Genomic DNA, 19,192 nt, shown 5'->3' on the forward strand with positions numbered 1-19,192 from the left:
AAATACTGTCTCTAAATTTACTTTCTAAATACTAAAACTCAGCACTTTGTGGTGTTCTCGGAAATGGAATCACATCCCGAATATTTCCCATCCCCGTCATAAATTGCACCAATCTTTCAAACCCCAAACCAAAACCTGCATGGGGAACTGTACCAAATTTACGCAAATCCAAATACCACCACAAATCTTCTTCCTTCATCCCTTGTGCGGCTATTCTTCTTTGCAATACATCTAACCTTTCTTCCCGTTGTGAACCACCAATAATTTCCCCAATTTTCGGCGCGAGAATATCCATTGCGGAAACTGTTTTCTCATCATCATCCAAACGCATATAAAATGCTTTGATTTGTGCCGGATAATTAGTCACAATCGTTGGTTTCTTAAATAATTGTTCACACAAATATCTTTCATGTTCCGATTGTAAATCTGTACCCCAACTCACAGGATATTCAAACTTGACATCGCCCTTTTCAATAGCTTTTTCTAAGAGTTTAATCGCTTCAGTATAAGTGATACGTTCAAACTGATTATTAATAATATTTTCGGCGGTTTCCACAACTGTCTTATCAATCCGCTCTTGGAAAAATTGCATATCTTCGGGACATTTTTCCAACACATACCTAAAAATATGCTGGAGAAATGCCTCAGCTAAATCCATATCTTCTTTTAAATCGCAAAAAGCCATTTCTGGCTCTACCATCCAAAATTCCGCCAAGTGTCGGGATGTATTAGAATTTTCGGCGCGGAAGGTGGGACCAAATGTGTAAACATTAGCAAAAGCCATCGCCATCACTTCGGCTTCCAGTTGTCCACTTACCGTTAAGTATGTGGGTTTACCGAAAAAATCCTTGCTGTAATCAATAGTATTTTCCTTCGTATGGGGAATATTTTTCAAATCGAAGCCAGTGACACTAAACATTTCCCCTGCACCTTCGCAGTCACTCGCGGTAATGATGGGGGTATGTACCCAGAGAAAACCGCGTTGCTGAAAAAATTCGTGAATAGCTGTTGCACAAGCATTACGAACACGGAATACAGCCCCAAAAGAGTTTGTTCGGCTGCGTAAATGTCCAATATCGCGCAAAAACTCGAAGGAATGACGTTTTTTTTGCAACGGATAGGTTTCTGGATCTGCTTCCCCGTATACTTTAAGGCTACTGGCTTTAACTTCGATGCGCTGTCCTTTGCCTTGGGATGCGACTAAAACCCCATCAACTTCAACAGAAGCACCTGTATTTGCCTTTTTGATGAATTCCTCGTAACCGACAACATCTTCGTTGACAACAACTTGCAAACTTGCCATCGACGAACCATCATTTACTTCAATAAAAGCAAAACCTTTGAGTTCTCGTTTGGTACGTACCCAACCTTGAACTTTGATATATTCATCAGGTTGTCCACTTCGTAATATTTCCGCAATACGTTTTTCGATCATATTTTGTACTCAAAAAATAATAATTTTTGTGGTGTGATTATTGCAAATTTTAGACTTCAGATTTTGGAACTTAAAAGAAAATATCATCTAAAATTTCAGAGAGAGCGCGATCGCGACTACTTCTAGAAGCCTCTGCCACCCACCCGCAAGCTGCACCCAAGTGAAATTAACCGACAGATGACTTTAATAACCAGCCTATAATAACGCCCAATCCACTAAAACGGACAATCTGCCAAAACGGGTCTTTAAGACTACGCCAAGTAAATAAGCGACTTTCTAGGTTGATTTCCAGGACTTCTAACTGTTGTTGAATATACTTTAACTCCGCTTTCATTTCTGGTAACTTACTTTGACGGAGTTCTTCTGCCCGTTGTTGCAGTTCCGCTTGCAGATTGCGATCGCACTCCACTTGCTGATAACGTTCCTTCAACGCTACCAAAGCTTGCTCAATTTCTTCAAGTCCTTGCTTAAATTCTAAAGACTGATTGTCTTCACCCGATGACTCAGATGGCTGTTTCGATGGCTTCATGCACGGTTTCTTAACTACAACTAATCCAAATTTGGTTATAGTCGAACCTGCACTAACAAGCAAATATTATAATTGACAATAGTATGGGTAGTTAGTTATTTGTTTATCTATCGCTATAATTACCCAAAGTTCAACAAAAAAGTACCCAACCAAAAATATTCAAGGCGCAATCATCGCCAAATAAAACTAATGCCCACTTAATTCCTCTCGCCCCTTCTCCCTTTCACCCCTCTTGCCAAATCCTCAACTACCATTTAATATGACTCAATCAACACAACAGTTGAAAAATCAGCAATTACAAGAATTCAGTGACTTAGAACTTGCCCAGCTATTAATGCAGCGTCTAAGCATTACGGAGAAAGACTGGCACCGGCTAAAATCTAATCGCCAAGCTCGCGCTAGCGAACAAGCTGCCGCCGCATTAGTCTATTTGCTGAAAGACCAAAAAGAGGAAGCATTACAGCGACTCGAACAAGCCACTGGCTGGTTAGACCGCTCTCTCTCAGCACCTCCCTGCCCTACTCATGGAACTCCAAAGAGTTAGGGTTTAGAAGTTACTAAGTTTAGATACCGCAAGCAAGAAGTAATGAGTTAGTGGAATTAATCCGAAACTTAATTCTCCAAAAATTAATTCACGAATCTTAATTCTCAACTCTTAACTCTTCATCGTTATATTCTCAACGACAATTTTCGTCGAGCCTGTAACTGCTTGCAAAGTCGTAACTCAGTGCCTCTTTTATTCCATTCAACTTGGTCAAAGATTTGATGGAGTATACACATACCTCGACCATTTTCCGACTCATCCGGTGGTAAGTAGTCTGTAGGGTCTGTTTCGCAATCTAAATCGGCAGATTTAGGGTCAAAACCACCCCCCTGGTCTGAGATGACCCACCAATACTGGTTATCAATTAGAGAGAAACGAACTATAACTTTTTTACTGGGGTCGAGATTATTGCCATGTTTAGCTGCATTGACTAGGGCTTCTTGAAGACCTAAACGTAGTTCAGCTTGTAGTTTTGCCGGAATTTCCGCCAATAGTAAATCTAAAATCGGGCAAAGATATAGAGTGGAGGCGAAACTAATTGTCCCCCAGTTGCGTCCGACAGGACGAAGCGAGATAGTAATCACAAGAAAAACCCCATAGCTTTCAGAGTTAGCTAGACATCAGTTTGCTGTCACAGGCACCCTGATAAAAATTGAGGTGGTCGTGTTGCCTTCAAACTTGCGTCTTTAGAACTAAATTTTGAAAATGCTAGGGTGCAAAGTCTCTCTCAATTTGATGAGGATGAATGCCTACAAAGGGACTAGTTTTAGCCAACAAAGTAAATAGCAACTTAGTAGATGCTGGAAATTGCTGGGAGTATGAGGTACTCATTTAGTGTATTTGTAGTCTTAGACAACCTCATTAGAATTTTTAAGTGACAGTGCAACTTCAACTTCTTTAATCAAAAGGAATTATAATTTCAGCTTAATTCCAGTTTAGCATTTTTACTATGCACTAGACTACAAATTTGAAACTTGAGTTTTTGGAAAGGGACTCAATACCCCTTGTCCAACTGTGATAACACAAGAAATGCTGCAACTTCCACATGTGCAGTCTGAGGAAAGAAGTCAGCTGGTTGGACAAGCTTTAGCTTATATACTCCATCTTGACAAAGTAATTTGAGGTCGCGTGCCAATGTGGCAACTTTGCAACTAACATAAACAATTTGTTTGGGCTGGGATGACAACAAAGCTTCAATGACACTACGATCGCAGCCTTTGCGTGGTGGGTCGAGAATCACAATATCAGGTTTGATATTCATTTTTGGAAGTAACTCTTCAACCTTCCCAGGATGAAACTCCACATTGTTAATGCCGTTATATTCGGCGTTTAACTTCGCTTGTTCCACCGCTTCTGGCTGCACTTCCAACCCCCAGGCGTGATTAACTTGCTGTGCCAGTGGCAAAGTTAAAGTTCCAATGCCACAATAGGCATCGAGGAGATTTTCTTGACCACTGAGATCGAGTTCTAACTGAATTTGTTGCAACAAAGCCTCCGCCGTTTCGGTGTAAACCTGAAAAAACGTGTCGGGACGCACTTGAAATTTCAATCCGGCAAATTCTTCCCATAAGAAATTTCTGCCAACTAGACAGCGAGTGTCTCGCCCAAAGATGACATTCGTGCGATCGCCATTCAGGTTTAACATCACTCCAACTAATGGGGGATAGCGGTCTAACCACTCTTGTGCAATAGCCCCAATATCTGGTATCGTTAGTTGTTTAACTACAAGCGTTAACAGTATTTCCCCTGTACGACGACCAATTCGCAAGCTCAAATGACGAATTAATCCAGTGTGGCGATTTTCGTCATAGGGTTGCCAGCCTTGTTTTTGGATATCTTGTTTAATTTCTCGCAGCAACACATTTAAACGCTGGTCTTGTACAGGGCATTGATTTAAATTCACAATTTGATGACTACCTTTTTGGTAATAACCCGCAACTAAATTCCCCGTTACTGATTTCCCTACCGGATAGGTTGCCTTATTCCGATAACCCAAAGCATCCCCCACTGCTAAAACCTGATTCACAGGTGGGTCAACAAAACCCCCAATCCTTTCCAATGCTTGGATAACTTGATTGTGTTTCGCCTGTAATTGAAATTCATAATCAATATGTTGCCACTGACAACCCCCACATTTATCAGCCACAATGCAATTTGGACGAACGCGGTGCGGAGATGGTTGTAATATTTCTTTAGCGATCGCCTGAGCAAATTTGGGCTTCACGTGCAGCAGACGCGCTTGGATTAAATCCCCAGGCACCGTATCAGGAACAAACACAACCCGCTCGCCACTACGTCCAACACCATCCCCAGTATCAGTTAAGTCGGTAATTTCCACTTCGATTAATTCGCCTTGCTGCCAGATAGTCATTGTTTGTTGGTTATATAGTTTAGTAATTGAGATTGATGCAATAGCACTCAGTGAAGTCTTCTCCGTTCAAGATTGAGCTTTCCGAAGGCATTGTGATGGGAGATGATAGGAGAGTTGCAAATCTTTATAAAGATTGCTCATCTAGAATCGCTAGATGTTGCATTGTAAAATATGTGTAGTTAACTAAAGTAAAATTTCTGCCTTGGGAAGCAGGGTAGCTGCCTGGATTGTGATTAGGTGACTAATTGCATAAAGGTTCGTAAAACAACCAGAGACGCTATGTAATACCATGCTCAGATTTTGGAGACTCTTTGAGAGTAGCGAAAATACTCATGGTAACGGCGGATGAGACAGGAAACCCGCACGATTATTTTTGTAATTGGTGGTGGGTACTTCACAAAAAGCAAATATTATTTAATTAATGCGATCGCATTTCCTCATTAATCATGACCGTAGTAAGCCAAGTTATTCTCAAATCCGACGACGAACTGCGTTACCCCAGCAGTGGCGAACTCAGAAATATCAATGACTTTTTGAAAACCGGTGAACAAAGAGTTCGCATTGTCACCACCTTGTCGGAAAACGAAAAGAAAATTGTTCAAGAAGCAACTAAACAATTGTGGCGGAAACGTCCTGACTTTATTTCACCAGGAGGGAATGCTTACGGACAGCGTGAACGTGCCCAATGTATCCGCGATTTTGGCTGGTACTTGCGTCTCGTGACTTATGGAGTCCTTGCTGGCGATAAAGAACCAATCGAAACAATTGGTCTTCTTGGCGCACGGGAAATGTACAATTCCTTAGGTGTACCCCTAGCTGGAATGGTAGAAGCTATTAGCAGCCTCAAAAATGCCTCGCTGGAACTTTTAAACTCTGAAGATGCATCTGAAACTGCACCTTACTTTGATTACATCATTCAAGGTATGTCGTCCTAACCTCAATGAATGCAATTAAAGAGTGAGTGTTCAGCTTTGGCACTATAAACACCCATAACATTCCCAATTATTAATTCTATCTCCCCACATCTTGTAGTCATTCAGGCAGTAGTCTGTCGAGTTACTAACAAGCTGTGGGGCAATTTTATGTAGTTAGGGATGGGGTATGGGACAAAAAAAGGTCTAAACCTCAGATTCAGCAATAAACAATAACTACCAATAAACAAAAAACCGACAGTCTTGTGAAAGGCTGACGGCACTCAAGTGTGTTCCCTATTAATGACTCGGTTAGAGTTCAGTTAAACTCAGCATCTCTAATTTCTCAGTTTTCTCATAGGATTTAAATCCCAGTGAACAGTGATTCTCGTCACTCAAGGGGAGACGCAGAAGCTAAGTTTCTCCAATATCTGGCTGGCAACACATAAATCTCCACCTCTCTCCATCTCCACCTCCCCCCATCTCCCCATCTCCCCATCTCCCCCTCTCCATCCGTGACTTTCTTTTGGAGAATCAGTAGAAGTCATGGCGATCGCATTTACAACCCTAACAGGGTTTTGATTTCTGTGGAAATTACTGATTTTTTACGTGAAAGAATCTTATATACTTGCTTGCTAAGTTTGATCCCTGAAATTGTGGTGCGATCGCCGCTAAGTCCCTTGGTACAAAAAACCGACAGCCTCTTGAAAGACTGACGGCACTTAAGTGTGTTCCCTATTAATGACTCGGCTAGAGTTCAGTTATTTTTAATTATTTCAGTAGTGAGACGACAACGAGACGATCTTTATCAATACTTTATTGTGATTCTTGTCACAACATAAATGTAACAAAATCTGTCTTTAAATTTGCATCTTTTCAAAATGTCACAATTTTAATTCCTCGTTTGCTTTTAAATATCTTCAAAATAAATACAAAAAACCGACAGTCTCTTGAAAGACTGACGGCGCTTAAGTGTGTTCCCTATTAATGACTCGGCTAGAGTTCAGTTGTCCCTATTATTACTTTTTAACCCTGAAGGGTGTACGATCGTTATCAAGGTATTATGTGATTTTCATCACAAACTACTGATTTTGACTATCTAGCCAAAATTGTTTTATCCCCTGTCTTTTGCAAAAATTGCGATCGCAACTACTTTACTTTGACTAGAGGAATGGGTCAGAAGCCGATAAAATATTTTTCTATCCCTTTGGTGCATTGTAAACATGACCGTTTCCTCACAACCTCCGTTTTCTCCCCAGGAAATCGCATCGGAAGGTATTAAACCTGAAGAATACCAAGATATAGTCCAACGATTAGGTCGTCACCCCAATAAAGCCGAATTGGGTATGTTTGGTGTCATGTGGTCAGAACATTGTTGTTACAAGAATTCTCGACCATTATTAAAACAATTCCCCACCACGGGTAAACGTATTCTCGTTGGTCCCGGCGAAAATGCAGGCGTTGTAGACTTGGGTGATGGCTTACAACTAGCATTTAAAATTGAATCCCATAACCATCCCTCAGCAGTTGAACCATTTCAAGGCGCAGCTACAGGTGTTGGCGGCATATTGCGAGACATTTTTACAATGGGTGCGCGTCCCATGGCGATTCTAAATTCACTGCGATTCGGCTCATTAGAGGATTCCCGAACCCAAAGACTTTTCCAGGGAGTTGTTGCTGGCATTTCCCACTACGGCAATTGTGTTGGGGTTCCCACTGTTGGGGGTGAAGTTTATTTTGATCCCGCCTATTCGGGAAATCCCCTTGTGAACGTGATGGCGTTGGGCTTAATGGAAACAGCCGAAATTGTCAAGTCAGGGGCTTCTGGCTACGGAAATCCGGTATTATATGTGGGTTCCACAACTGGACGCGATGGCATGGGTGGTGCCAGCTTTGCGAGCGCTGAACTTAGTGATGAATCTATGGACGATCGCCCAGCCGTACAAGTTGGTGATCCATTTCTAGAAAAGTCACTGATTGAAGCTTGTTTGGAAGCCTTTAAAACAGGTGCAGTTGTCGCCGCCCAGGATATGGGCGCTGCGGGTATTACTTGTTCGACATCGGAAATGGCTGCTAAAGGTGGAGTTGGGGTTGAATTCGATTTAGATAAAATTCCCGCACGGGAATTCGGGATGGTGCCTTACGAATATCTGCTTTCGGAGTCACAGGAGCGGATGTTATTTGTAGCACACAAGGGACGCGAGCAGGAATTAATTGATATTTTCCACCGTTGGGGTTTGCAAGCAGTTGTGGCGGGAACTGTGATTGCAGAACCGATTGTGAGAATATTCTTCCAAGGAGAAATTGCTGCGGAGATTCCCGCAACTGCATTGTCAGAAAATACTCCTTTGTATGAGCGAGAAGTATTGACAGAAGCACCCGAATATGCTCTTCAAGCTTGGGAATGGACAGCCGATTTATTGCCTAGTTGTACCTTCCAGGGAATTGAAATTAATGGCAACTGGCAAAGTTGGAATGATGTTTTATTCACTTTGCTGGATACACCGACAATTGCCTCGAAGCGTTGGGTTTATCGCCAATATGACCATCAAGTCCAGAATAATACGGTACTCATGCCTGGTGGAGCCGATGCGGCTGTGATTCGCCTACGCCCCTTAGAAGCTGGAGAGACGAAAGATGCTGCATCTGTAACAAAGGGTGTTGCCGCAACTGTAGATTGTAATCCCCGTTACGTGTATCTTGACCCCTATGAGGGTGCCAAGGCTGTTGTGGCTGAGGCGGCACGCAATTTATCTTGCGTGGGTGCAGAACCATTAGCGGTGACGGATAATTTAAATTTTGGCAGTCCCGAAAAACCGATTGGTTATTGGCAATTGGCTGAAGCTTGTCGGGGATTGTCGGAAGGCTGCCGTGAGTTGGAGACTCCTGTGACGGGTGGAAATGTCTCTTTGTATAATGAGACGCTGGATTCCCAGGGAAATCCCCAGCCAATTTATCCAACTCCAGTGGTGGGGATGGTTGGTTTAATCAATGATTTATCGAAAATTTGCGGACAAGGATGGAAAAATGTTGGTGATGCAATTTACTTATTAGGTGTATCTGTACAATCCCCAGTTGGATTGGGTGCATCCGAGTATTTAGCAACCATTCACAACACCGTTGCCGGAAAACCTCCCCGCGTTGATTTTGATTTAGAGCGTCGGGTACAAAAAGCTTGCCGTCAAGGAATTGCCCAAGGCTGGGTAAGTTCTGCCCATGATTGTGCCGAAGGTGGTTTAATTGTTGCGATCGCCGAAGCTTGTATTAGTAACAATTTGGGCGCAGAAATCACACTAGATTTACCCGCAAACTTCTCTACTTTCCGGTGGGATGAAGTTTTATTTGGTGAAACTGGTGCCAGAATTTTGGTTTCCGTATCTCCAGAAAAACAACCCGCTTGGGAAGATTACCTCCACCAAAACCTCCGACAGCAATGGCAAAAAATCGGCAAGGTTGGTAATTGCGACAATGGTTTGCGGGTTTTAACGGCAGACAACCAAGCTACGATCGCAGTTACGATGGAAGAAATGTCAGAAAAATTTTTCCAGGCGATCGAGCGTCGGTTAATTTTAGAGTCCTGAGTAGAAAGTGTGAGGTGCTGAGTAAATAACACTTAGGATTGAAGAGTCAGCAGTGGAAAATGAGAATTAACTACTCACTACTCAGCACTTCCCCACTAAAATCTGAAAACTTATTATTCCTCTATGAGCATAAATACGCTACTGTTTTAATGGGCGGTTAAGAAATATTTAAAAATTCTACTTCTATCCAGCGACATAAATCTGACACCATTCCAGTGACTCGACACCCTCATGCATCAGGAGCAGACCTAGCAATGAATCCCGACCATCCCGTCACTCTGGATTTAGACAATCAATCAAATCATCAGGAAGAAAGACCAGATAAGCCAGAGGAAGCTTGTGGCGTTTTTGGCATCTACGCGCCCGGTGAAGACGTTGCCAAACTAACTTACTTCGGTTTGTATGCACTACAACACCGAGGTCAAGAATCGGCTGGTATCGCCACATTTGCAGGCGACGAGGTTCATTTGCACAAAGACATGGGCTTAGTCTCTCAAGTCTTTAATGAATCGGTTTTAAGCCAATTACCTGGCACAATTGGTGTTGGTCACACCCGCTATTCGACTACTGGTTCTAGCCGCAAAGTTAATGCTCAACCTGCTGTTGTCAATACCCGACTAGGTAAAATAGCACTAGCACATAACGGTAATTTAGTCAATACAGTGCAATTGCGTGAAGAGTTGGTTAAGGACAGTATTAACCTAGTGACGACCACCGATTCCGAGATGATAGCCTATGCGATCGCCCAACAGGTCAACGCCGGGTCAGATTGGTTAGATGGGGCAATTCAGGCATTCCATCGCTGTCAAGGAGCATTTAGCTTAGTAGTTGGGACTCCTGTAGGGGTGATGGGTGTACGCGATCCCAATGGGATTCGTCCGCTTGTGATTGGCACTTATGGCGAAAATCCAGTTCGCTACGTTTTGGCTTCCGAGACTTGTGGTTTGGATATTATTGGTGCGGATTATTTGCGGGATGTCGAACCTGGTGAGGTTGTTTGGATTACCGAAACTGGATTAGCATCATATCATTGGAGTCAGCAACCCGAAAAAAAACTGTGCGTCTTTGAAATGATCTACTTTGCTCGTCCCGATAGCTTAATGCACAACGAGACGCTGTATAGTTACCGGATGCGTTTGGGACGAAGACTGGCACAAGAGTCACCAGTAGATGCAGATATTGTCTTTGGTGTACCCGATTCAGGTATACCAGCTGCGATCGGATATTCGCAAGCATCGGGTGTCACCTACGCTGAGGGGTTGATCAAAAATCGTTATGTTGGACGTACTTTTATTCAGCCAACTCAAGCAATGCGCGAATCGGGCATCAAAATGAAATTGAACCCGCTTAAAGATGTGTTAACTGGGAAAAGGGTGATAATTATCGATGACTCAATTGTCAGAGGAACAACAAGCCGTAAATTAGTCAAAGCCTTGCGTGACGCAGGTGCAGTCGAAGTTCACATGCTCATTTCCTCCCCTCCCGTAACTCATCCTTGTTTCTACGGTATTGATACGGATACCCAAGATCAATTAATAGCAGCCCGAATGTCTGTCCAAGAAATTGCCAACCAACTCGAAGTTGATAGCCTAGCTTATTTGTCTTGGGAAGGGATGTTAGAAGAAACCAGGGAAAATACCAACGATTTCTGTTCGGCTTGTTTTACGGGAAATTATCCCGTTGCAATTCCTGAACTAGTGAAGCGTTCTAAATTAATGTTGGAAAAAGTGACAGTTTAGATTTTAAAGTTTGTAGAGACATTGCACTGCAAGGTCTCTACATTTGTCATTGTCAGTAAAGATTTCATCCCAAATTGCCAGGCAATTTGGCAACAATCATAGTCGAAAAGCTGGAATTGCAAAATTTAATTTTATTCTGTGATTCCGTGTGTTGTGTATTTTTGGTTTTGTATTTTTTGCGGTTTTGTCCTAGTAGTTCACCAAAGTAACTTTGCAGGGACAAAAATCTCCGTGTCTCCGCGTCTCCCTGTCTCCGAATCAGTCTCAACCGTCAATTCTGGGTTGGCGAATCACTAGTAATTATGATTACGGGGACTGCGGGTACCAGCAGCAGCACCCATCATCGCAGCGAGTAAACCTAACAAAGAACCAAAAACAAACCACCACAAACCTTGACGAATTGCAGATGCAGTTTCACGGGCTTGTTGGGCAGTTACATTAGTTTGGGGTACATTCACACCACCCTGTTGCTGTACTTGGTTAATGACTTCACCGGCATTAGATGCAGCGACACCAAATGCACCAGATACACCGCTAGCTAGTAACCAGGAACTAACAGCCAAAGTTGTTGCCCAGAGAATTGCCCCGTTAAGGAGTGCAGTATTACGATTCATCGGACCACAAGCACGAGCTGTCACCCAACCACCTGTAAACAAAGAAATCAACAGAGCAATGGTTGACCAAATACCAACGTTTCCAGCGACATCTCCAGCGATAGTTCTCGGTCTACCCGATGCTTCAATACTACCTGCACCGATCGCCGAAAACATCGCACTTAGAATTAATTGTGTCGCTAATGCAACCAGCAACCCAGAGATAATCGGACCCCAACGCACACGATCATGATAATCAGTGACTCGATTGATTACAGCTGGCTCTTGAATAACATCATCACCAACTTTGTTTACGTATGACATAACTTAAATTTTCCCCTTACCAGTTAAGTAAAATGCTGTGATATATCGCATCTTTGTTTGTAATTAAATGACAAATAGGTGTCATGGATATCTATCACTAGCAATATTTATGTAATCTATCTTTGGTAATAAGAATTGGGGAAAAACAACAAAACCTAGATATTTCCGTAGTTGCAGATGTTGAAAGTTTAATTTTTATGATGATATGTAATGACTTTTTGATGATTTTTGATGACTGCAAATAGTTTTTTCCAGACTATGAAAACCTCATTTGACTTGTGAAAAATATCAAACTATGGGGACATGACATTAAAAATACAAATGATTGATGGTTGCTCCCATCAGTAATTTTCCTCAAAAACCTCCAAAAAAGTTACTAATGGTCGGATTTATTGGAGTTTTCCCGCTTCAATACATAGAGTTAATGGGTGATTGAGAGGAACTTTGCCTGACTCAAACAGGAATAGTTCCATGATAGAGAATTATGAGAAGATTTTGGCAATGGGGAACATACTCAATTCATCGTAAATCTTTCATAAAAGTACAGGAATGGAGTTTTCAAATCGAGAAATTTTTGTTTTAATGTACAAGCAATCTCGGAAATTGTGAAACACTTGCCAACGAGTCCAGTCAGTGGTGTCTGTTTTAGTCTCGTCAAAGTGTGGTGCTGCTTTGGATAAGCCTTTGAGTATCCAGCGTATTTAAAAAGTTGTAAAAAAACTTTCAGGTAATTTACTGTGTACAATCGAACATCATTGGTTATTAGTGTTCTCATTTTAGGAAGTATTTCAGTAACAACTCCCTCAGTTGCCCAGGCGCAGATGACAGTAGTGCAGCGCACAACACAAGAGGTTAAGCAACTGCTAGATGAAGGACGCAGACTTGTCGATGCGGGAGATTATAGTGGTGCAATCAGTGTTTATCAACAAGCTGTAAATCTCGAACCGAAAAATGCCTCAATCCATTCGGGTATCGGTTATTTGTATGCACTGCAAGGAAATCTTCAGTCGGCATTATCTTCCTATCGCCGTGCAGTAGCGCTGAACCCAAACAATGCAGATTTTCAATATGCCTTAGGCTATGTTAGTGGCAATTTAGGTGATAACCGCACAGCCAAAGATGCATATCGCAAATCGATTCAACTCAATCGCAATAATATTGATGCTTATCTAGGATTAGCAACCGTCTTACTACGTTTAGGTGAGAACACTGGTGCGATGTGGGCTACCGAACAAGCCATGAACCTAGACCGAAATCATCCTCAGGTTTTCGAGTTGCGTGGTACATTTTTGATGAAGCAGGGTAAATCTAAAGATGCGATCGCACTTTTCAAAAAAGCTCGTGATATCTATGATCGACAAGGTAAACAGGAAAATGTCAGTCGTCTTGATGAGACACTACGGAAAATAGGCGGATAAGGGTTTTTTCGATTGCCCTACCAAGGCGACTAGGAGTTCGCAAACCCAGAATTGACGGGTTGAGATTGACTCGGAGACGCGGAGATTTTTGTCCCTGCAAAGTTAGCTTGACAGAGTAATAGGGGTTTGTTAATCAGGTTTGTTGACTTGAAGATTCACTCTCCCCATCTGTGGTAGCAGAAACATTTTTGCTATCGTCATTTTTCGGAATCTCCTGACGTTTTTGATATCGCCGGGTGTTGACAGCCGCACGTAATACCTTTAGTTTATAAGGGTCGGCATCCTTGCGCCGCAGTAACTGATATCCTTTCAGCGTGGTGCAATGCTCCTCTAGGCATTTTAGCCACCCAGAACGATGGGTTATACTCCGCCAGTCATCCAGTAGCCCCCACTCTTCTTCTTGACGAGTTAAGCGGGTAAATTTTTCATACTGTGGATAGTCAGGAGTTACTAAAGCTTCCTTGTAATGCAACACAGGTGGATTATCTTGATCAAAATCCCGATAGCTGACGTGTAAATCCCGTAGATCAATAATCATACTGGTTTGTAGGGCTGGATGGGGGTCAGTGTCAAAATCGGGGTAAAATAAATAGGAAATTTTTGGACTTTTGGTGTGGATTTTGATCACGTTTGCTCCTTGCATACGTCCAATTGTGCGACTAGCGCATCCTTCATAAAGGCGCAGTAAGGGATCAAGATTTTCCAATGCCGAGATGTGAACCCAGAGAGAATTAGCCAGCTTTTTGCCAATCTGACTTTGGCGACAACGTTCGATAATGTTTTCTGTATTACCCAAGCTATAAAGCATTGCCTCCGCATCAATGCCGGCTTGTTTATAAGTACCAAATAAGGCTTTAATGTCTTCTTGGACAGGAAGTGCTAAATCTGAAAATTTCGGGCGACGACTAAATTGACAAAGGGCAAAATACAGCATTAAATCCTGACGACGTTTTTGAGCGATCGCTTGCCATTCTTCTGGGTCAGTTGCTTGTAAAATGACATGATATGCTCGTTTTAATGTCCTGAATTCACTGCAAATTTCCGCTTCTTCAGCTAATTCTCCTTTACTTGGTAATCTTCCCCGCTCAGTTACAAAAGACATCAAGGGTGTCAGTAATTCCTTGTAATCTTCAAACCCTTTAACTTCAACTTTAACTCTCGGTGTGGTGGCACGGGAACGAAAGCGAGAAGCCCGGAATAACTGTGCTTGGGCTTCATCCCGAAACACAAAATAAATGCCCAAAGCCACAGGAATCGCATCAACACCAAGAACTTGGTCAATGTAAATTTTTAATTCTTCCTGCTCATAATATTTCTGAAACGTGTTGCGGGTTGTGACTACACCATCACCATAAGCGATGGTGCCTTTATTTGTATCAGCAAGGGTGACTTGGGCAGATATGATTAAAAGTCTTCGAGTCAGTTCCCAAGCATTAACTAATGCCTGACGACGCTCACCAGTATCTTCAATGACATTAATTACATAACCAAGATTAACAATATCTGCTGGTGTTGGGGGAGTATCTGGCAAATAATAAGGATCCCAACCGGCACTGATAAAACCTTGTTGTGATATACGAGTAACATCACCCCCATGTCCACAGCCGTAGTCAAAAAAGGTTATCTCTGGCGTAAATAAACCAGCTTCTAAAGCTGCGCGTACGGGGCGAGACAAGTCATTGCGAACAATTGCGGCTTTGTGACGCTCGATTTGGCGTGGGAAAGATTCCAGGGTGCTGATGGTTGCTTGGCGCTGGATGAGGCGATGTCCCTGTATTTCCACATTATAAGCTTGTAAACGTTCTTCCCAACCAGCCCGTGTACCGATAGTTTGAGTATTTGTCAGCAAGCCTAAGCTTTCTTGGGCTTTGGTTAATGCGGCGAATTGCTGATAAAGGGGATATTCAGGTGTAACAAAAGTTTCTTTGCGATGGAGAATCGGGGGATTCTGGGATTGGCTGTAGTCCCGATGAGTAACCTCCAGTGTTTCCAAGTTGACTTGAATGCTGGCTTGTAATCCTGGGTGTGGATCGGTGTCAAAGTCAGGATAAAATAAGTAAGATATTTTGAATTGATTAGTGCTAAATTTGACTAAATTTGCACCGTGAGTTTGAGCAGTTACACTTCTAGCTCGGCTTTCGTATGCTTGCAGCAACTCTTCCAGGGTAGACAATGCAGAAATATGAATATAAAAAGCATCAGGTAATTTTTTACCTACTGGACTACGTTTACAGGCAAAAGCGATCGCACTGAGTTCAGGTAAACATTGATGCTGATTAGGTAAGTAATTTTCGTTAACCAAACCCAATTCAGATATCTTCGGAATTTTGGGTATCTCTATATTGTCATCACTATAATCAGGCTGAACCATCGCACTATTTTCGGGAAGAAACTGCTGGTTGAGTTGCTCAATCTCTGATGTTAAATATGAGTTTTTTTATCATCATGAGAATTTGATCATGAGAATTTTAGTTATTTTCTCCTTAAACCTGTGCGATCGCCCAGCTGTTACAGTAGTTGCATAGAGTCTGGGGATGGCTGAATTGATGTCAAGAACAACTAAATCTATAGTCATACAGCGAGTTGCGATCGTTAGTATTATCTACATTATTATGCTTTTAACTGCATGTGACACAACAAAAAATAATGCTCCATCTCAAACTGCAAATTCACCAACCCCAGTTCCATCCCTAACACGAATTGCTCAAGATGGCACAAGCGTGTCTATAACATCCAATAATCAAATTACAGTCAGTAAAGGACAAATTATTTATGTTCCTGTTTACTCCCACATTTATCACGGTAACAAGCAAGAACAATTACTTCTAACAGTAACTTTGAGTATTCGTAATACCAGTTTAACTGACCCAATCGTCATTCGTTCCGTTCGTTATTACGACTCAACTGGAAAATTAGTCAAAAAGCAAACAGAGGGAAATTTACAACTTTCTCCCCTTGCCACCACAGAATTCTTCATTCCCCAACAGGATGTCAGTGGAGGTTCTGGAGCGAACTTTATTGTCGAGTGGGTAGCAGAGACAAAAAGTGTGACTGAGCCAATTGTTGAGGCAGTAATGATTAGCACAAGTTTTCAGCAAGGAGTATCATTTACTACTTCTGGTAAAGTGATTCAAGAACTCAAACCTTAATTAAAAGTGTGATTTAATATTATTCAGTGTTAATTGAATCGGAAAATTTGCTGTTATTTAGTGCATCAGATTTTGGGTTGTAGTGTGAATGGTTCTGTTTGCTGGTGCGATCGCATTTCAATAGCTGTTAAAATACGAATAAATTCAGCAGCTTGCGTTTAATCATGCGATCGCTCGAACAATTGACCGAAGAATTATTATCTTTGCCTAGCGCGTCTAGGGCGCTTCTGGCTGATAAACTGGTGGAAAGCTTGGAATTTGATACCGATTCTGCGATTCAAGAAGCCTGGGTAAATAAGGCAAAGCAGCGACGAAATGAAGTTAGAAATGGCTCTGTTCCGATTATTGATGGAGACGAAGCTTTGAAGCAAGTGAGACAGTTGCTTGAATAATGAAATACGTTTTTCACCCTGAAGCGCTGAATGAATATGCTGGAGACGAAACTGCTTGTGCAAACCTCTTTGACGAACTTCTACAAAACCTAAATTTTCCAGAAGACGGGAATACTACTCATAACTTAGTGAATCACAATTTGCTCTGTACCAACAAACTCCGTGTTCAATTCTACCTTGTGATCTTCCAAAAGCATTTCAATGACTTCGCGAAGATTATCACGTAACTCGTCTAAAGTCTCTCCTTGGGAATGCGCTCCAGAAAACCCAGGAACATAACCGACGTACAGATTAGTATCAGTATCTCGTTCGACAATCGCAGTGAAAATTTTCATAAGCTGATTATATTTACTCGATCACTCAATTTAAATATTAGCAATAATATAGTAGATTCGGTAATCTCCGACTCGGATAGGAGATAATTTATAATCACCTTGTAATTTTTTGAGACCATTTGGACGGGTTTCAATTTCTAAATCGAGAATTTTTTATCAATCCTTCCTTTAATATCTGCTGGTAGTTTTTTGAGTTGTTTTACTGCACCCTTGGACAATTGGATTTGATAAGCCAAGCTGATTCTTTCTTATATTCTTCTCAAGACAAATTAATACTAAATAATTCTATTATTTGCGTAAAAATACTATATAAAAATATATTTTTTATAAATTAAGATAATTGTAATTTTTGTGATATATAAAGTCTTATTATAATTAATCTACTAATACTCTAAATTGAGGCATTTATAAACATTCCGTATAAATAACAGGTTGCCAACTTAATTTTTTAAAGACTATATTGAATTATATTTCGACTTGCGGAGAAAAACTATGTCTTCTTTTTCCAATTCAAAAATTGCCGGAAGTGTAATCCCATCTTGTAAAATCATAGCTCCCATTATTTCTGAAACACTTTTAGAGAAGATGGAACAAGAACAGAATGAAAAACAAAAACAGAAGAAGCAAGCTGAAAAAGTCAATAATAAAGCTTCTTCTTTCTGAAAAGTGAGAAAAAATTATGTTTAAGAATTCCTGTACTGCGAAAATTTTATATTTGCTTGGAGAAATCCAAAATCATCTTCATGATGGTACTATCAAACATGAGTTGAACCAAATTGTTAGACATACTAGGGATACAGAAATTATAGATATCTGCGAACGTTCATCTGAATGTTTAGGTATCAAGCTTGACATGAATTTCTATAAACTGAGTAGAGAGCAGCATATTCGCTCTCTTAAGCATCTTGAGAAACATTTAAAATGGGCAAAGGAAAAATTTGATGAAGTTATTAAATTAATTCCAGAATGTGACTCTAAATGGACAGAATCTCCATTCAGAGAAACTGAAATTCAATTACTTTTTTTGTCAAAATACTTTATTCTTCTTGATAAAGTCCCCGATACTGCCGATATTAATGCTGAAGTGGTGAAAATTGGTGATCTTGTTGCTATATCTTGTAAAGATGATGAAGATCAAAACTACGATCACTACGGCATTATAGTAGCAAGTTCTCAAGGTTTTAGAGTTGCACATTTTTTTACAGGAGCAACAGTAAAACCTCAAAATAGCATTGTAGAGAAGGGATTTGGATATGTTCACGAATTAAATTATCATCCTGAATGGGTTGTAAAACAACATCTTCCTCAAACTGTTCCATACAGTCTAGTTGAGGAACGTATTAAAGAATCAAAAACACTTAACCTAGTTTGGAATAAGCTACGTTATAACTGCGAACATTGGGCAAGAGAAATGTTTAATGGAGAGCCTGAGTGTACTCAATTAGAAATGTTGAAAGAAGAAATCCGAAATCGAAGAAAAAGCAATAATTTGTGAACATCTTTATAAAATTACTGTGAACTGGGAATATCACGGTAGCCTTATTACAACATCTGGAGATAAAAAATATACAGTAATATACAAAATTTGAAATTTATGTTTTCAGCTAAAGACAACAACGATAAAAGCAATCTCGTACAATCAACTCTTGAGTGGATAGCTAATGCCGGAATTAATGGGTTAGGTGTTCTGCCATCTGCAGAGCAAGTTGCAGCAGAACATTTGAGTCAAACAGCTACTGTTGAAGATGCAATTAATTCTGTTATTGCCTGGAGAACTACTTATGCTGCTGGCACAGGTTTTATTACTGGGTTAGGTGGCATTGCTGTAATGCCTGTTACTATTCCAGCAGGTTTAGCTGTATCCTATGCAC

17 protein-coding genes and 1 pseudogene are annotated in these 19,192 nt (G+C 41.1%); 10 read left to right on the plus strand and 8 right to left on the minus strand.

All coding sequences use genetic code 11. The features are described from left to right. Positions 1-31: 31 nt before the first annotated feature. Entirely contained in the window at positions 32-1,435 is a 1,404-nt protein-coding gene (asnS, locus tag VB733_RS20135; RefSeq protein ID WP_323341841.1) for an asparagine--tRNA ligase, read from the minus strand. 166 nt (positions 1,436-1,601) lie between these two features. Beyond that, the gene (locus tag VB733_RS20140) at positions 1,602-1,964 is read right to left on the minus strand and encodes a hypothetical protein (protein WP_323341842.1); all 363 of its coding nucleotides are present in this window, start codon (positions 1,962-1,964) and stop codon (positions 1,602-1,604) included. A 259-nt stretch (positions 1,965-2,223) separates the two neighbouring features. Between VB733_RS20140 and VB733_RS20145 the strand changes: the two genes are divergently transcribed. Further along, a complete protein-coding gene (locus VB733_RS20145) occupies positions 2,224-2,508 on the plus strand; it encodes a DUF6439 family protein (RefSeq protein ID WP_323341843.1) in 285 nt (94 codons plus the stop codon). A gap of 125 nt (positions 2,509-2,633) precedes the next feature. Here VB733_RS20145 and VB733_RS20150 read toward each other — a convergent pair whose 3' ends face one another. Next, a complete protein-coding gene (locus tag VB733_RS20150; RefSeq protein ID WP_323341844.1) occupies positions 2,634-3,092 on the minus strand; it encodes an anti-sigma regulatory factor in 459 nt (152 codons plus the stop codon). Positions 3,093-3,502: 410 nt separating this feature from the next. Beyond that, entirely contained in the window at positions 3,503-4,879 is a 1,377-nt protein-coding gene (gene rlmD / locus VB733_RS20155) for a 23S rRNA (uracil(1939)-C(5))-methyltransferase RlmD (protein ID WP_323341845.1), read from the minus strand. 446 nt (positions 4,880-5,325) lie between these two features. On the opposite strand from rlmD, the gene VB733_RS20160 reads away from it, so the two are divergent. Continuing rightward, a complete protein-coding gene (locus VB733_RS20160; protein ID WP_323341846.1) occupies positions 5,326-5,814 on the plus strand; it encodes an allophycocyanin subunit alpha-B in 489 nt (162 codons plus the stop codon). A 371-nt stretch (positions 5,815-6,185) separates the two neighbouring features. Here the strand turns inward: VB733_RS20160 and VB733_RS20165 are convergent, their stop codons facing one another. Beyond that, positions 6,186-6,338: a hypothetical protein gene (locus VB733_RS20165; RefSeq protein WP_323341847.1), complete on the minus strand. Its 153-nt coding sequence runs from the start codon at positions 6,336-6,338 to the stop codon at positions 6,186-6,188. Positions 6,339-7,013: 675 nt separating this feature from the next. On the opposite strand from VB733_RS20165, the gene purL reads away from it, so the two are divergent. Both purL and purF read left to right on the plus strand, forming a co-directional pair. Then, positions 7,014-9,371: a phosphoribosylformylglycinamidine synthase subunit PurL gene (purL, locus tag VB733_RS20170; protein ID WP_323341848.1), complete on the plus strand. Its 2,358-nt coding sequence runs from the start codon at positions 7,014-7,016 to the stop codon at positions 9,369-9,371. 254 nt (positions 9,372-9,625) lie between these two features. Next, a complete protein-coding gene (purF, locus tag VB733_RS20175; protein ID WP_323341859.1) occupies positions 9,626-11,110 on the plus strand; it encodes an amidophosphoribosyltransferase in 1,485 nt (494 codons plus the stop codon). 293 nt (positions 11,111-11,403) lie between these two features. Here purF and VB733_RS20180 read toward each other — a convergent pair whose 3' ends face one another. Next, positions 11,404-12,027 (minus strand): hypothetical protein, encoded by a 624-nt coding sequence (locus VB733_RS20180; RefSeq protein ID WP_323341849.1) that lies wholly within the window; start codon positions 12,025-12,027, stop codon positions 11,404-11,406. 737 nt (positions 12,028-12,764) lie between these two features. Between VB733_RS20180 and VB733_RS20185 the strand changes: the two genes are divergently transcribed. Beyond that, complete coding sequence (locus VB733_RS20185) at positions 12,765-13,445, plus strand: tetratricopeptide repeat protein (RefSeq protein WP_323341850.1); 681 nt, start codon at positions 12,765-12,767, stop codon at positions 13,443-13,445. Between the two features lie 133 nt (positions 13,446-13,578). Here the strand turns inward: VB733_RS20185 and VB733_RS20190 are convergent, their stop codons facing one another. Next, positions 13,579-15,816: a DNA phosphorothioation-associated putative methyltransferase gene (locus VB733_RS20190; RefSeq protein ID WP_323341851.1), complete on the minus strand. Its 2,238-nt coding sequence runs from the start codon at positions 15,814-15,816 to the stop codon at positions 13,579-13,581. A gap of 175 nt (positions 15,817-15,991) precedes the next feature. Here VB733_RS20190 and VB733_RS20195 point away from each other — a divergent pair, with 175 nt between their 5' ends. Together VB733_RS20195 and VB733_RS20200 are read left to right on the plus strand one after the other, a co-directional pair. Then, a complete protein-coding gene (locus VB733_RS20195; RefSeq protein ID WP_323341852.1) occupies positions 15,992-16,594 on the plus strand; it encodes a DUF3124 domain-containing protein in 603 nt (200 codons plus the stop codon). A gap of 164 nt (positions 16,595-16,758) precedes the next feature. Next, a complete protein-coding gene (locus VB733_RS20200; protein WP_323341853.1) occupies positions 16,759-16,986 on the plus strand; it encodes an addiction module protein in 228 nt (75 codons plus the stop codon). A gap of 125 nt (positions 16,987-17,111) precedes the next feature. Here the strand turns inward: VB733_RS20200 and VB733_RS20205 are convergent, their stop codons facing one another. Then, a complete protein-coding gene (locus tag VB733_RS20205; RefSeq protein WP_323341854.1) occupies positions 17,112-17,321 on the minus strand; it encodes a type II toxin-antitoxin system HicB family antitoxin in 210 nt (69 codons plus the stop codon). Positions 17,322-17,813: 492 nt separating this feature from the next. On the opposite strand from VB733_RS20205, the gene VB733_RS20210 reads away from it, so the two are divergent. The 3 genes and pseudogenes from VB733_RS20210 to VB733_RS20220 form a co-directional block, all read left to right on the plus strand. Continuing rightward, a complete protein-coding gene (locus tag VB733_RS20210) occupies positions 17,814-17,984 on the plus strand; it encodes a hypothetical protein (protein ID WP_323341855.1) in 171 nt (56 codons plus the stop codon). Between the two features lie 16 nt (positions 17,985-18,000). Next, positions 18,001-18,816: a hypothetical protein gene (locus VB733_RS20215; protein ID WP_323341856.1), complete on the plus strand. Its 816-nt coding sequence runs from the start codon at positions 18,001-18,003 to the stop codon at positions 18,814-18,816. Between the two features lie 99 nt (positions 18,817-18,915). Next, positions 18,916-19,192: pseudogene (locus VB733_RS20220) on the plus strand (hypothetical protein); the annotation flags it as partial.

The organism is Calothrix sp. UHCC 0171, from assembly GCF_034931845.1.
Classification (GTDB): Bacteria; Cyanobacteriota; Cyanobacteriia; order Cyanobacteriales; family Nostocaceae; genus Brunnivagina.